This is a genomic window from Staphylococcus sp. HMSC071G07 (assembly GCF_001811435.1).
Classification (GTDB): Bacteria; Bacillota; Bacilli; order Staphylococcales; family Staphylococcaceae; genus Staphylococcus; species Staphylococcus pettenkoferi.
Map to the genome: position 1 here is coordinate 182679 of NZ_KV804784.1, position 15426 is coordinate 198104.

14 protein-coding genes are annotated in these 15426 nt (G+C 39.9%); 12 read left to right on the forward strand and 2 right to left on the reverse strand.

Annotated features, from left to right (window positions below; genetic code table 11):
* Positions 1-65: 65 nt before the first annotated feature.
* Together HMPREF2802_RS10185 and HMPREF2802_RS10190 are read left to right on the forward strand one after the other, a co-directional pair.
* Positions 66-860: a hypothetical protein gene (locus HMPREF2802_RS10185; protein ID WP_070504256.1), complete on the forward strand. Its 795-nt coding sequence runs from the start codon at positions 66-68 to the stop codon at positions 858-860.
* 234 nt (positions 861-1094) lie between these two features.
* Positions 1095-2072, forward strand: coding sequence for a hypothetical protein (locus HMPREF2802_RS10190; protein ID WP_070504259.1), 978 nt, complete (start codon positions 1095-1097; stop codon positions 2070-2072).
* Between the two features lie 211 nt (positions 2073-2283).
* Here the strand turns inward: HMPREF2802_RS10190 and HMPREF2802_RS10195 are convergent, their stop codons facing one another.
* Positions 2284-2976 (reverse strand): alpha/beta hydrolase, encoded by a 693-nt coding sequence (locus HMPREF2802_RS10195; RefSeq protein ID WP_070504262.1) that lies wholly within the window; start codon positions 2974-2976, stop codon positions 2284-2286.
* A gap of 109 nt (positions 2977-3085) precedes the next feature.
* Here HMPREF2802_RS10195 and HMPREF2802_RS10200 point away from each other — a divergent pair, with 109 nt between their 5' ends.
* The 10 genes from HMPREF2802_RS10200 to HMPREF2802_RS10245 all read left to right on the forward strand — a co-directional run bounded on the left by HMPREF2802_RS10200 (position 3086) and on the right by HMPREF2802_RS10245 (position 14833).
* Positions 3086-3922: a class I SAM-dependent methyltransferase gene (locus tag HMPREF2802_RS10200; protein ID WP_070504265.1), complete on the forward strand. Its 837-nt coding sequence runs from the start codon at positions 3086-3088 to the stop codon at positions 3920-3922.
* Positions 3919-4848, forward strand: a complete 930-nt coding sequence (locus HMPREF2802_RS10205; RefSeq protein ID WP_070504268.1) for an ABC transporter substrate-binding protein — start codon at positions 3919-3921, stop codon at positions 4846-4848. Before HMPREF2802_RS10200 ends, HMPREF2802_RS10205 begins: the two co-directional genes overlap by 4 nt.
* A 199-nt stretch (positions 4849-5047) precedes the next feature.
* On the forward strand, positions 5048-6646 hold the full coding sequence (locus tag HMPREF2802_RS10210) for an IucA/IucC family protein (RefSeq protein ID WP_242249958.1): 1599 nt from the start codon (positions 5048-5050) through the stop codon (positions 6644-6646).
* Positions 6634-8319, forward strand: a complete 1686-nt coding sequence (locus HMPREF2802_RS10215) for an IucA/IucC family protein (RefSeq protein ID WP_070504274.1) — start codon at positions 6634-6636, stop codon at positions 8317-8319. Before HMPREF2802_RS10210 ends, HMPREF2802_RS10215 begins: the two co-directional genes overlap by 13 nt.
* On the forward strand, positions 8306-9469 hold the full coding sequence (locus HMPREF2802_RS10220) for an MFS transporter (RefSeq protein ID WP_070504276.1): 1164 nt from the start codon (positions 8306-8308) through the stop codon (positions 9467-9469). The genes HMPREF2802_RS10215 and HMPREF2802_RS10220 overlap by 14 nt, the downstream gene beginning before the upstream one ends.
* Entirely contained in the window at positions 9456-10580 is a 1125-nt protein-coding gene (locus tag HMPREF2802_RS10225; RefSeq protein ID WP_070504279.1) for an alanine racemase, read from the forward strand. Before HMPREF2802_RS10220 ends, HMPREF2802_RS10225 begins: the two co-directional genes overlap by 14 nt.
* Before the next feature lie 95 nt (positions 10581-10675).
* A complete protein-coding gene (locus HMPREF2802_RS10230) occupies positions 10676-11617 on the forward strand; it encodes an ABC transporter substrate-binding protein (RefSeq protein WP_070504283.1) in 942 nt (313 codons plus the stop codon).
* Positions 11607-12605 carry a FecCD family ABC transporter permease gene (locus tag HMPREF2802_RS10235; RefSeq protein ID WP_070504286.1) on the forward strand — a complete coding sequence of 333 codons (999 nt, stop codon included), beginning with the start codon at positions 11607-11609 and terminating at the stop codon, positions 12603-12605. Before HMPREF2802_RS10230 ends, HMPREF2802_RS10235 begins: the two co-directional genes overlap by 11 nt.
* Complete coding sequence (locus HMPREF2802_RS10240) at positions 12602-13585, forward strand: FecCD family ABC transporter permease (RefSeq protein WP_002471985.1); 984 nt, start codon at positions 12602-12604, stop codon at positions 13583-13585. Before HMPREF2802_RS10235 ends, HMPREF2802_RS10240 begins: the two co-directional genes overlap by 4 nt.
* An 888-nt stretch (positions 13586-14473) precedes the next feature.
* A complete protein-coding gene (locus HMPREF2802_RS10245) occupies positions 14474-14833 on the forward strand; it encodes a type II TA system antitoxin MqsA family protein (RefSeq protein ID WP_002471991.1) in 360 nt (119 codons plus the stop codon).
* Positions 14834-15068: 235 nt separating this feature from the next.
* On the opposite strand, the gene HMPREF2802_RS10250 is transcribed toward HMPREF2802_RS10245, so the two are convergent.
* A complete protein-coding gene (locus tag HMPREF2802_RS10250; RefSeq protein WP_002471962.1) occupies positions 15069-15284 on the reverse strand; it encodes a hypothetical protein in 216 nt (71 codons plus the stop codon).
* Positions 15285-15426: the final 142 nt, after the last annotated feature.

Sequence of the window (15426 nt, forward strand, 5' to 3'; positions counted from 1 at the left end):
TCATAGTAGCTCAATTAAAAATGTAGGTCATCATGATTGGGTTGAAATTTATGGAGGTTATAGGGATGAAAAAGTTGTTTGTAGCAAGTGGAGCGGCTTTATTATTGCTTACAGGATGTGGACAAGGTCAAGGAGAAGATGGTAACAAGGCACATTCTCAGCAGGAAAAAGTCTCTCAATTAACAGAGAATCAACGCCTTGCACTCGCATTTTATGATAATAATAGTAAAGATTATATGTTGTCTAAAAATGATATATTGACTGGCTTTTACACGTATAAAGGTCAAAATGGGGATGAGAAACGACAAATTAATCATCTCGTCTTACAAAAAGTGGGGGATGTGGATAATGCGCCAAAAGGTATGAAGTTCTATACTGTTCATCCTCAAACTAGAGAAGCAGAATCTGTGATTGGCGTAAGTAAGTCGAAGTTGTTTATAGGCAGCACACAGGCTCAACTTCAAGACTATTCACAGATGTTGAATAATGGTAAAGAGATTAAAGTAAAAGATTTATATAAGAAACACAAGAATCACCGCGCTTGGCCTGAATTAACTGATAAAGTGAAGAAAGCGAAGAAAGAATCAAATGTCGAGGATGCTGACACAGGTACTACAACGATGGCACATATGCGTTCACAAATGTATCATCAGATATCAGAATTTGAAGGAAAAGAGCTTAGTGATAAATATTTATGGGATAATGTCAGCTTTGATGACTCTGACCATTGGACAGTGAGCTACCGTAACAAAGACGGTGAAGTGCTAGGTACTTATACGATTAAAGATAATAAAGTTGTGAAATACGATAAGAATGGTAAAAAAGTGAAGAGTAAGAAGATTAAAAATGAAGATCGGTAATAAAGTTGGGAGAATTAAGTAACGGTTTTCGTGATTTGAAAAAGTAGTCACGAGAAAGCAATAAATAATCTCCATCTATTACTTGCTGTATTGGCTCGGTAATTTAAAGGCTCCTCCGTGCTTTGAGATTGAATACTCAAATTCGAGTAGAGTTGTGTATAATTAACATGAAAGGGCTTACACAAAGGTAATATTTCTTTTTACTATAAATGAAAAAGTATGGAGGTTACAGCGATGAAAAAACTTCTATTAACGAGTGGTACAGCTTTACTATTACTTGCGGCATGTGGTCAAAGTCATGAACATGACGGGCAACACACAAAGAAAGAGAGTCACGAGCACAAAGGAACTCAGGCACATAAAGAAACACACAAACATCATGAAGATAAAAAGCACCACGAAGAGAAAGCGCATCAAAAATTTAAAAAGAAAGATAAGCAAGAGGCAGAAAAATCCCAAGGTCATAAAGATAAGCAAGCACAGTCTGAACAAGCGGCTGCGCTCTCTCAATTATCAGAAGATCAGCGTCTTGCTTTGGCATTTTATGCAAAAACGAACCAAAAACATATATTAACAAAAAATGAAGTTCTCACAGGTTTCTACACGGCAAATGCACCTGCGGGTAAAATGAATTATATTATTAATCATTTAATATTAAAGCAGGAACTCACTGTGAGTAATGCACCGGAAGGTATGAAGTTCTATTCGCTATATCCAGGTGTAGAGGATGCAGCTTCAATCATTGGAGTAAGTGATTCGAAAATATATATTGGCGGGACACAGACGACAATTGTTGACTACAATGATTTGCTTAAAAATGGTGAAGAAGTGAATATTAAAGATCTATATGATAAATACAAGAATCACCGCGCTTGGCCTGAACTGACGACAAAGGTGACACAAGCGAAACAGGAACCTGATACGGACAGTGCGGCTACTCTACCTACAACGATGGCGCATATGCGTTCTCAAATCCATCAAATAATTCAAGACTTTGAAGGCCATCCTATTGATAACCAGTATTTATGGGACAACGTAAGTTTTGATGATCCAAAGCACCCAGATGTTTGGACTATGAAATATCGTAATCAAGATGGAGAGTTGCTTGGTTCATATTCACCAGCGAAGGATGGTCAGATTGTAAAATATGATCAAAATGGGAATGAAGTAGCACGTAAACATGTGAAAGTTAAAGACGAAGTGAATGAGTGATTGTGAGGTTTGAATAAGAAGAGTAGGCATAAAAATAATAATTTAAGACACCGGGGAGTCTTAAATATAAGTAATTGCACGATTTCATGAGTGAAAATGAAATCACACCGAATCTCCTTAACACTTTCTCAAAAAAGCTTCAATTCGAACGACAAAGACAAGTAAGTCTAAATTATCGTTCGGGTTGAAGCTTTTCTACGTGTTCGCATACCTAGAATAACTGGCATACACCACGTTTAAAGTGTTTTTTAAAATAGCGTTGTCTATGAATGCCACGTCGCGATGTTTCAAAGTATAACGAGGCATCATGATGTTGTAGGGATGCTTTTAACAAACGTTGCCCTTCTAAGCTATTCGGAACCATTTCTTTAAGGCGATGTGTGTGACGAATACCTTCTTTCAAACCTACATACCAATAGACATCAACCGCAGTAGAAATGGGCGCTTCACGTTTCATAAATTCAATAAAGTTAGGGTACCAAAGAGACGGTGAAATAAGCAGGAACTTGCCAAAGGTTTCTGGATAACGATACAACGCGTATAATGTAACGAGTGCCCCATACGAAGCGCCGCTGATGCCTAACTTCTCTCGCTTATCGCAAATACGGAACTGCGCGCGTAAATCAGGAATTAAAGTTTCCACTAACCAGCCTAAGTATTGATCCGCTTGTCCCTTAGTTTCTTGGTCATTCACTTGGGCTGCCCAGGGTGTAAAGTCGTGTGCACGCTCAGGTGATTCGATTCCAATAAAAATAATCTCACTTTTTAACTTTTTAAATAAATCGTCGCCATCGTGAACGATTAATGCAGGATAACGACTATCGCATGCTTGATAATAACTGCGTGGTAACTTAACAGTAATGTGATAACCGTCCTTGTCGAAGTGAAATACAAACTGTTTCATTACATAGCCTCCCAAATAAGTACTTGTAGATAGTTACTATTATGCTATAATTGATAATGATTATCAATATCATACACTCATTTTACCTAACTCAAAGGAGAGAACAGCTATGAAACAACTGCAAGGTATACCTGAATCGCTGTTGATTCCACTAGCAGCACGAAGTTACGAAACCGAGAGATCACGTGGCATTATCAAAGATCCATTATCTCAGAAAATCATGGCCTCTTTAGATTATGACTTTGATAAGTTTAGTGGCTCATGGATGACGCAAGTCGGTATCAGTGTTCGTACGTGGTTAATCGACCAACTCGTGAGGCGTTTTATTCAACAAGCGAGACGGCCGCTCATCATCAATATCGGGTGCGGTTTAGATACGAGAAGACAGCGTTTAAATCTAGAGGACGTTCCGTGGCTTGATTTAGATGTACCGGAAGTCATCTTGCTCAGGAAACAGTTCTTCAGAGAGACGGAACTCAATCGGTTCATAGCGAAATCGATGTTAGATGAGACGTGGATGGATGATGTGATGACTTGGTCACTCTATTCCGAGAAGAGTGAAATTCTCATCATTGTTGAAGGCGTGTTGATGTACTTTGAGCGTGGCGAGGTGCAGCAGTTTTTCAATTTCGTCAGTCGGAAGTTCAATCAGCATCAACTGCAGATGATTGTGGAATGTTGTTCACAGCTCATGGCCGACCATACGCATTACCATCCCACTGTTTCTCGTTTAGATTCTAAGCCAACTTTCAAATTTGGCTATAATCGTTTGCCAGATTTCGTAAAAATACTTCCACAAACGTTACGTGTCACTTCAGAACATAGCCTGTTTGACTATTATTCACATCGGTGGAAAGGGTTAGGCGTATTGAGATGGATACCTTATTTGAAATATCGTTTGAATAATAAAATTGTCGTTATTAGACAAAGGGAGAGAGAAATATGAAAAAATTAATTATTCTAGTGCTATGTCTGATGTTATTTGTAGGGGCGTGTGGCACAAGCAGCAAACAAAGTCACTCATCATCAAAAGGAGATAAAGGCGCTTCGCATCAAACTTATACTTCTGATAATGGTGATAAAGTCAAAGTACCTACTAATCCGCAACGTATCGTCGTTTTACACCCAACTTATGTAGGTGCTTTAGTGAAATTTGGTCATAAACCTGTGGCAGTTCCGAAGTTTGTGGAACAGAACAAGGTCCTGAACGAAGCAACGAAAGGAATTAAGCGAATAGATAATACCAATGTTGAAGTGGTCGTGAAAGAGAAGCCAGACTTAATTATTACGACTGTCGAAGATAAGAATTTAAAGAAACTCAAAAAAGTGGCGCCAACTGTGACATTTGATGCACAGAAATCGACGTATAAAGACAATACGAAGCATTTAGCGAAACTTGTAGGTGAAGAGCAGAAAGCAGACAAGTGGTTGAAAGATTGGGACGCGCAATTAGCGAAAGATAAGAAAGAGTTAGAACCGTTTATTAAAGGTAAGACAGCGTCTGTAGTTCAAGAGACGCCGAAAGGGATTATGGCATTTAGCAATCATCTCGGCCGTGGCACAGAAATTATTTATGAAGGCTATGGTTTGAAACAGCCAGATAAGCTTGCTGAAGCGACTAAAAGTAAGTTTGCGACACCTTTGAAACCGGAATTATTCAGCGATTACATTGGTGATATTGCTGTTATAGCACAGCAAGGCGACCATCAACCTTCATTTGAGAACACAAATTATTGGCAGAATTTAGATGCTGTTAAAAAGCATCGTGTCATTGAATTTGATGTTTCAGAAACACAATATAACGACCCTATTTCACTCGAAAAACAACGCGAGATTTTCTACAAAGCTTTGAAAGAAATGGCAGAAAAATAGAATGTTATAGGTTAATACGCAGGAGTGAGACTACGAAATCAAGTCGATTTCGATCTCGCTCCATTTTTTAATTCTTCAAAATTCAAAAACAAATTCCACTTAATTGCTAAATTTATAAAAGTTCATTGACAAATAGCATGAGTTCTATATAATTGATAACGATTCTCATTATCATAAATAGATAAAGGATAGTGATTTTTTGAAATTAACAAGGAACGCTCAATTGAGCGATATACATAAACATTTTCCAAAAGTAACTGAAGAACAGTTAAACCAAGCTGAAACGGAAGCGCAACAAGAAGTCCAACAACGTGTCCGTCAGCTTGCAGATTTCGAACAACTCGACCTCACACAGCTAGAATCGGATGATCGCATCCAAGCTGAACTTGCCAACTCAGAACAGAATCTCACGCTCAGCTATCTTCAATATCAACAAGACCGTGAACGCTATAGTCCGCACTATAAAGACATCTTTGACTTCGTGCAAGGGGAAGGTTTAGACGATACTTTCTTTGAGCAGAGCGTTACGGAAGGGCATCCATTCCATCCGATGACGAAGACGAAGTTAGGATTTAATCCCGAACAGGTCATCACTTTCTCACCAGAATTTAGACAACAAGCGCAGATCATTCCAGTGCTCTGTGCATCAGAACTCGTGACACAAATTCATCCTACCCACTCAACAATCAGCCCAGAATATACGCAGTGGTCTGATCAACTTCAGAATGAATTATCAATGCAGAATATCGATATTTCACGTTATGAGATGCTCTTTCTTCATGAATGGCAACTGGAGCACTTCGTTCAACAACAATACCCGGAATTACTACAACAAGAACAGCTCGTCCCGCTCTTTCAACATGCTATTTCAGCACGACCATTATTGTCGTTTAGAACGTTAGACGTGCCACAGTTTAACGCCATTGTGAAAACGGCGGTCAATGTCCAAGCGACCAGCGCTGTGCGCAATGTTTCACCAGCTTCCATTCGCAACGGTATTGCATTAAGTGAAGCGGTAGCGCAAATCTATGCTGAAGGCGACTATCGTCATAGCGCGATTCAGAGAGACCTAGCAGGTGCGTTTTTAAATATTAATAAAGAACACGCGAATAAAGTAAGTTATTTACTACGTGAACGGCTTCCTGAAACGACTCAAGCGCCCCAAACGCATCACCTCGTTTGTGCGAGCTTGATTACGAAAAGCTTTATTACTGATCAACACATCTTGATTGAATGTATTGAACGCTTAATGGAACGCCAAAATCTCTCCTTTGAAACGGCAACCACGAAATTCCTTGAACAATACACTACCATCATACTCGAAGCGACGTATCGTCTGCTTTTAGAAGAGGGGATTAGTCTCGAAGCGCACATGCAGAATAGTACGATTGAAATTCAAGATGGCTTACCGATGAAGATTTACGTTCGCGATTTCGGAGGCGTGCGTCTCTTCGATAGAGATGTCGATATCGATGGCTCGACTGGTCTTATCACAGATGATTTTGATGAACTACTCGCAGTATTCTCACATTCTGTGCTATACAATCATCTGTTCCAACTTATCCGTGTACTAGAACAGTATGGTTACGAACCATCTATCGGCTACTACATCATTCGTGAACAGCTTCGTAAATATAATGACCGTTATCAGCCACAAATTGATTTATTGCAGCAACCTACTTTTCGTATTAAATCACTCTTGAAGATGCGTATTTATGAAGATGGCTATGATTACCAACATACGTACGTTAATAATCCGTTATACGAGAAAGGAGCGACAACGACATGCAATGGATAGATGAAGTATTTGCGCACACGTGTCGGTATGAGTGCAGTTACGTAGAAAGTTGTATTCAAGAGAGTATCGACATTACGTTTACTAAGTTAGTGAAATGTCTATTTGATGAGTTAACGCCGCCAATTCATCGAGTAGAACAGCATCCACAAATGAAACGGCTCTACATTTCCCAGGAAATATTTCTAGAGTTTGAGGAAGATACGAAGAAACTCACACTTCATCACAACGGTGACACGCAAGTATTACAAGATCCGCTAGAACTCATCAATTGGTTAAGTCAACTCATCAAAGGCAACTATGACTATGACCAACTCAAAGTCGAAATCGAGAATCACCTTATCAATCAAGCGATGAGCATTACGTGTTGTCAAAATATGCCAAAGAGTGATCATCCGTTGCTACAAGGCGAACAATACGTCATTCAAGGACACAACATCCATCCGTGTGCGAAGACGAAACTTGGGCTGTCGTTCCAAGAAGTGATGCAATATTCGCCAGAGTATAACCAAGCTTTCAAATTGAACTGGATTCTCGTAAAACGAGGACTGTTATTTAACAATTTATCAGAAACAGAAATGCAAACGCTCGTCGATTTCAGTGGTTATTTAGCAGAAATTCCACCCAACTATGATTTAATTCCAGTGCATCCTTATCAGTTTGAACACGTACTCGAACACGTCTATGCTGAGGAAATCGCCAACAAAGACATCATTTTACTCAAACATCGTGGTGGCCTTGTTAAAAGTACGTCCTCTTTCCGTACGGTCTGCCCAATTGATGGCGTCACGCCAATCCTGAAATTGCCGGTCAATTCACAAATGACTTCGACGATTCGTTCGATTAGTAATAACAGTATTATCAATTCACGAAATATCGGTGAGTATTTTAACTATATCTACAACAATGACTCACGCTTAGCAGATATTAGCTTTCCTGTTCAAGAATACGGGGGCATGACGTATCGCCACTCACAAGAAGATAAGCAGCGTAACTTGTCCTTTATCCTGCGTGAGAATAACGCGCAATATATTCCGGTTAATGCGTCGCTCTATACGGCTACGTGTCTGTTTGAGCGTAATGAAGCGGGTGAGAAAGTGTATACGACGCTTGTGGATATGGCGCAATCACTCTATCAACCATTAGTGTGGTTTAAGCAGTATACGCGCTTGCTCGTAGAAACGGCGGTAACTTTAATGACGAAATATGGGGTGGGTTTAGAAGCCCATCTTCAGAATATGTCGTTTGAGTTTCAGCATGGGATGCCGACGCGTCTCCACGTCCGTGACTTTGGTGGTTTGCGTATTGATAGCTCACGCATTCCTGAATGGGTGGAACTCACTCAAGCCTTAACGAATGCGACGACGGAGGGGATGTACGAGAAAGTGCAGAACACATTGATTAGCAACCATCTCCAAACGTTGGTCACGCATTTTAGCCGAGATTACGGTTATGATGCAGCCGCACTATGGCAACATATCAACGCTATTTTCCAAGCGATTTTCGATGATCTCGAAACGCAAGGATTAACACATGCGGAAGCAGACCGCTCTGCCTTTTACACTGAGACGATTAATGAGAAAGCACTGCTCACGATGCGGATTGCGGAAGAGAGTCAGGATATTTATGTGAAGCGGGCGAACCCGTTGTTGGTGGCGCGTAATGTTCAAGTTTAGTCCGTATACCCGTTTCATCAGTGCTCAGTGTCTCGCGCGGACCATCGACTGGGTCGACATCATTGCGTTGAACTGGATCACGCTACAGCTCACGGGAAGTGCAATTTATATCGCGTATATCAACTTTGCCCGTTTGATTCCGCAGCTCGTCTTTGCGTTTGTAATTGGTAAAATGATCGATCGCATCAGTTCGACGAAACTCATGTATTTAATCCATCTGGCGAATATCGTCCTAACTGTCGGTGTCGTTGGCGCGTTCTGTCAACAGTGGAATATCTATCTTATCTTGGTCATCATCATGGCTCGGTCGTTCTTTCAAGCGATCGATACAATACAACGCAATGCGTTAATCCCGAGCTTTGTGACTGAGGAAAAGCTACACAAAGCAATTAGTCTCAATGCTTTGATTCTTAACGTTTCGCGTTTAATCGGTCCGTTTATCGGTGGGCTATTACTCGGTGCTATCAGCTCATACATCGTCCTAGCGTTACCGATTGTCGGCAGTATCTGTGTGATCTTACTGAATCGCGTACTACCGGAAGTGCATCGTAAGAAGAAAGAACGACACAAGATTGGCGCTTACTTGAAGTCTCAACCTGTCATCGTACTGTTGATGATTTCAAGCGTGTTTGCGATGCTGTTCGGCTTCTCTTATACCATCGTATTACCAAGTATTGTCGATGCACAATTCGGTCGTCACACGATGATTTATTCACTCTTTACAGCGATGATTGCAGCAGGCTCTATTTTGATTCTGCTCATCTTTATGCGTTCTGAACGCCAAGGGAGTCTCAGAAGTCTACGCTTATGGTCGATACTGTTTATCGTCTCAATTGTGCCATTGATGTTCATTCACCAAGCTTGGCTTTATGCCATCGTGTTAGTCTTAATGGGCTTTGCATCTCAAGCATTCCGAACAACGAATCGCATTCTCGTACAGAAATGGGTTGAGCCGAAATATCGTGGCTCTGTACTATCCATTTCGATGATGGACAAAGGTTTCATCCCACTCGGAGGTATCTTACTCAGCTTTATCTTCGAACACCTCGGTCTTCACGTCCTATACGTGACGATGATCGTTGGGCTAATACTGACACTCTTATGTGTCTTACTGATGTTTACAAAGGAGCATGACTATGGAACGCATTAAACATTTACTTACTGATCCAGAACAAGATTATTACATTTATGATTTAACGACGTTAGAACAACGGATTCACTGGCTCACTTCCACGACGAAACATTCCATTTATTATGCGGTTAAAGCCAATTCTCATCCTCGTATCCTTGAAACCCTCGCACCCTATGTGGCGGGTTTCGAGGTTGCTTCACCGGGTGAGATTGAGAAAGTGCGCGCAGTTTCAGCGACCGCGCCTATGATTTACGGCGGGCCAGTTAAGACGAGAGGCAATCTTGCTTATGCCTTAGAGCATCAAGTGAAATCCATTCAAGTGGAAAGTCTGTACGAACTCGATGCGCTGCAATCTTTATTAGCGGACTCTGAGCGCTCAGTTGAAGTGATGTTGCGCATTAATTTAAGCAATATCGAGTCGTCAGCCAAGCTCAAGATGGCGGGTGTGCCAACACAGTTTGGTCTTCCTTACGACGATTTAGAAGAGGCGTTTGAGATGTGCGAGGCTACACCAGAACTTCAACTTACAGGCTTTCACTTCCATTCCATGAGTAATAATTTAGACGAGCAAGCCCATGTTGATTTTATTAAAAATGCTATCGCATTCGCTCAAAAATACAGTTCAAGACTGCCGGCAGACTACGCGATCAATGTTGGAGGAGGGATTGGCGTCAATTACGAAGGCGAGACGCAATTCGATTTTGAAACCTTTGCATCACAAATTGAGGACTTCCCACAGCTTACTTTTGAGCTGGGTCGCTTTATCACGGCACCAATCGGCTATTACGCGACGAATGTTTATGATATTAAAACGATGCATGGCGAAACGTTCGTCTTACTCAACGGAGGTACGAATCACTTCCGTTTTCCGAAAGCGTGGTATCACAACCACCCATTAGATATTCTGCCTACTGAAACAACATCTTCACGTGTGAAATCGATCGAAAATCAACAAGTCACATTGGCAGGTAAGTTATGTACACCTAATGATGTCTTCGGACCGCCGTATTCAATCAAGTCACTCAAGACAGGGGATTGGGTCATTTTTAAACGTGCTGGCAGCTATGCTTACGACATTAGTCACTTACAATTCTTATCCCACAATCTCCCTAAAATAAAATTTATTTAATTTCCAGTTGACAAGAGTTCTCACTTAGCTATAATTGAGAATGAATATCATCTGTTTTTTATTTAAATAACTATACATAGAAAGAGGGAGTTATAATGAAAAGGTTAATACCTGTACTATTGATACTCGTATTAATGCTTGCTGCATGTGGTGGCGGCAATGATAGTAAATCTTCAAGCAAGGATAAGGATACGCGTGAGATCAAACATGCGATGGGGACAACTAAAGTACCTAAACATCCGAAACGCGTAGTCATGTTGACTAACGAAGGGACAGAAGCGGCTGTAGCGATGGACGTGAAACCTGTAGGCGCAGCGAACTCATACGAAGGTAACCCTTGGTACCCACACTTGAAAGACAAATACAAAGGCATTAAACCTGTGGGCGGCGAAAGTGACTTAGATTTAGAGAAGATTGCGAAGTTGAAACCAGATTTAATCATTGGTAATAAATTCAGACAAGAAGCACAATATAAAAAACTTTCTAAGATTGCGCCAACTGTATTCTCTAAAGAATTCCGCGGTGACTGGAAAGAGAACTTCAACCTTTACGCGAAAGCTTTAGGTAAAGAGAAGAAAGGTAAAGAAGTACTCAAAGATTACGACGATCACGTGAATAAAGTGAAGAAAGAACTTGGCGACAAGAAGAATCAATCTGTTTCAATCGTTCGTTTCATGCCTGGTGACGTACGTATCTATCATCAACGTACATTCACTGGTATCGTACTTAAAGAATTAGGTATTAAACGTCCGAAAGGCCAAGACAAAGACGACTTTGTTGAAAAAGGCGTATCAAAAGAACGTATTAAAGCGATGGATGGAGATTACCTCTTCTACTTCACCTTCCAAGATGGAGATAAGAAAGTATCACAACTAGAGAAAGATTGGGTTAATGATCCAGAATTCAAGAAACTGAAAGCTTCTAAGAAAGGTCATGTATATAAAGTAGATGACGGAGTTTGGAACACTTCTGGCGGTGTGTTATCTGCAAATCAAATGATCGATGAAGTGAAGGACAAAATGTTAAATGAAAAATAGATACATTTGGTGGCTTCTCGCGTTTACTGGATTATTTATCGTACTCTTTGTCTTGAATATGATGTTGGGGTATAAACACTTCTCATTCGTAAACGTGTGGAAACATCTGATCTTAGGTCAAGAGATCAAAGATCAACGTATCTTAACGCAATTACGACTACCTCGCGCAGTATTGGGCGGGGTTGTCGGCGTTTTAATGGGAATTAGTGGTGTGATGATCCAAACCATTACACGTAACCCATTCGCAAGTCCAGGTATCATGGGCGTAAACAGTGGTGCGAGTTTAATGGTCGTGATCATGTTGATTGGTTTCGGTATCAATGGTTCTTTCCAGCTCGCATTTATGGCTTTCCTCGGTACGATTATCGTTGCGACAATGATTATCTTAGCGACAAGCTTGCCATTACGCCCTTTTACCGCAATGGAATTAACCCTCTTTGGCGCGAGTATCAGCGCATTCTGTATGGCGGTTACGCAAGGTTTACTCGTCTACAACGAGTCAGCGATTGAGGAAATTATCAGTTGGCTCAACGGTTCAGTCGCGAACAAGCATCTCAATGTCTTAATGTATATTTGGCCGTTTATCGTCGTAGGTCTCATCATTTCTATGTATATGGCACGTCAACTGAACTTATATATTTTAAGTGAGGATGCTTTAAAAGGTTTAGGTGCTAAGATTCTATCGATTAAAGTCATTACAATGATTGCGGTCGTCTTATTGAGTGGTTCTGCCGTCGCGCTCGCAGGTCCAATTGCCTTTGTCGGCCTGATTACACCGCACGTAGCGAAACTGCTCTGTCGAACGCACAATCATTTTATCATCATACCGATGTCGGGCTTGCTCGGTGGTTGTCTGTTAATGCTCAGTGACATCTTGAGTCGTTATCTACTGATGCCACGCGAGATTCCAGTAGGGATTACGACAGCATTGCTCGGAACACCGGTATTTATCTATCTCATCTTAAAACGTAAGGAGTTAACAGAATGAAGCGTTTAATTATCTTAACCGTATTATTGTTGTTGACGACCTTACTCACATTGATGCTTGGTGACCATGTGCTCATGCCACAAGACGTTATCGGAGGACTCTTTAACGGTGCCGATGCTTACACGAACTTGGTAGTGACAGATTTAAGACTGCCGAGGGTCTTCTTAGCGATAGTGACTGGGGCAGCGCTCGGTGTAGCAGGGTGCGTGCTTCAATTTATCACGAAGAACCCACTCGCTTCGCCGGACGTTATCGGTATTTCACAAGGGGCTAACGTGGGCTCCCTCGTCTTTCTTATCGTGTTGACAACGAGTACAGAAGCTTTATTGATGCCGATTCAATACCAACCGATCTTCTCCATGCTCGGTGCGATTGTGATTACGGCATTGCTGTATCTCTTAGCTCTACGTAAGAACTATAAACGCAATCGTCTGATCTTGATTGGGGTCAGCTTTAACATTCTCTGTCAGGCGATTATCATGTTCTTGATTCTGACGTCGAATAAGCGTAGTGGTCAGGCGCAGATTTGGATTACGGGCTCTGTCCATCAAGCTGAGTATTATCAGGCGATCTTGATTACGATTGTGCTTGCGATTGTGATGTTTGCGCTGACATATTTCTCTCGTTCGATGGATATTCATTATTTAGGTAAAAATATTTCTGATGCGCTGGGTGTGCGTTATCAATTTATTTCGGTGTTTGCGTTGATTTCGATGAGTATCTTAATTGGTATTTCGATGAGTTATGTTGGTGGTATTCAGTTTGTGGGATTGATTGCGCCGCATATTGCGATGCGTATGGGTGCGCATCAGTTTAGGTCGCGTATGTGGAGTAGTGCGTTGATTGGTGCGATGATTTTGTTGGTTAGTGATTTGATTGGTAGGACGTTGTTCTTGCCGAAAGAGGTGCCGGCGGGTATCTTTACGGCGTTGATTGGTTCTCCTTTCTTTATGTATTTGTTGGTTAAAAGTAGAAAATAGATGGATGTGGTGCCCGCAGATGGATGGTGTCTGCGGGTTTTTTGATGTGTTGGTTCGTAGGAATGTAGTGTATTGTGACTAATTTGTATTCGTAAGAATTTAGAGTTTACTACTAATTTGCAATACTTCGTATTGTGAGGTGGTGACGCTTTCCCAGGTGGTCACGTTCAACTAATTCATAACGCTTGTTGCGCGTTATGAATGGATTTTCACTGTGCCCTTGATACCTCGGGAGTCGCACCACCTCTTTTTTACTCGTGTTGCAGAAGTTCGAAGTATAAATTGTTTTCTTCTAACTTTGAAAGATAAAATTCACTCAATCAACACCACATTCTCTCTGTTGTTTGTTTGGGTTTAATAGAGTGTTTCGAGGGATTAGAGTGTTTCTTTTTAATTTATAAACGCTAAGTATTTAGGAGAAACAACAAATTGCATTATTTCTATAGTGTTATAATATTTATTAATGATAAAAACCATTTAACGAGGAATAAATGAATATTAAAAAAGTTTTTTATATTAGTGCGGATCTCTTTTTTATTTCTCAGTTTAACTGCTTGTGACAATTCAGGAGAATCGTCTAAGAAACATACTTCAAATATCAAAAATAAATTGCCGACAGTACCTAAAAATATATTTTCATCTGATAAAAATAGTGATCTACCAAAGGGATATATAGATAGGACTCTTAAAACTAAGAATTATGTCTTAAATTCATATAAAGGGAGTAAATGAGTCTATATTAGAAATAGATTAGTGGTAAAATGTTTTTAAATAATGTCAGTTGTAAGATGTAATGTTAACTAAAGATAAGCAATGTAGAATTTTATCTTTCAAATCATCTTCTGATCTATCTACTAGACCGTATGTTTAACCCTAGGAGGAGCTAATATGAGAACTTATATTAAAAAAGGAACTGAGGTATTTAAAGTTAAAGGGCAAGAGATCGAAGTAGAATCAGAATTTTGCTTTGATATAGAAACAAATGAAAAAGTTTTTAATGAAGAACTAGATGATATAGCTATAAATAAAGCTTTCGATATGTATAGAGAGCAAAATAATATATTAAGTAAAGAAAAGATAAAAGAAATTAGAGATAAATATGGATTGTCGCTAAGCGAATTTGCCGAATTAACTGGGATTAGTAAAGCAAGTTTAACTAGATATGAAAAGGGAGCAATACCCACTAAAGTAAATAATAATTTATACATTGACTTAGATAAAAATGCTGGCGAGATAGTACAACGATAAATCTCTTTTCCAATCATTTATACCATCCTATGTTGAGTAAGGTGTGTTCTTTTGCGGGATTTCGTGTTACAACGAGTCTGCGTCATTTGAATTCGTTCCTTTATTGTTAGTGTCGTGACTTCAACAATAACATGAAACTCACATAGCGTTTTTTTGTATGTTTTTTAAGGTGGCTAACTTAAAATTCAAATCTACCCATTTCTTTTGCTGTAAGATATTTCATGATTTCTTAACTTTATCTATCTACTAATTTTTTAAATGTTTCTCCGTATCTTTCTGTCATCTTTTCGGCAATATTCAATATATCTTTATTGTCATAAGAATCTTCATTAGGTGCGTTTTCGATAGGTATTTTTTCGCCTTCAATGTTAAATCCTAGTTGCTGTCTTTCACTAATATATAATCTTTGTACTACTTCGTTAGGCAACGTTACAATTTGAGTTGCATCCAAAGGTCTTACTGTTCTCGTATTTTTTTAAAGTCATGATTCCACCTCTTGTATAGCTATCTTTAATGTAGTTAACTCCTTCACTTATTTCAACACTTCAAGTTATCGAATGAATCACTACAGAATTCTCTATAATTTGTATATA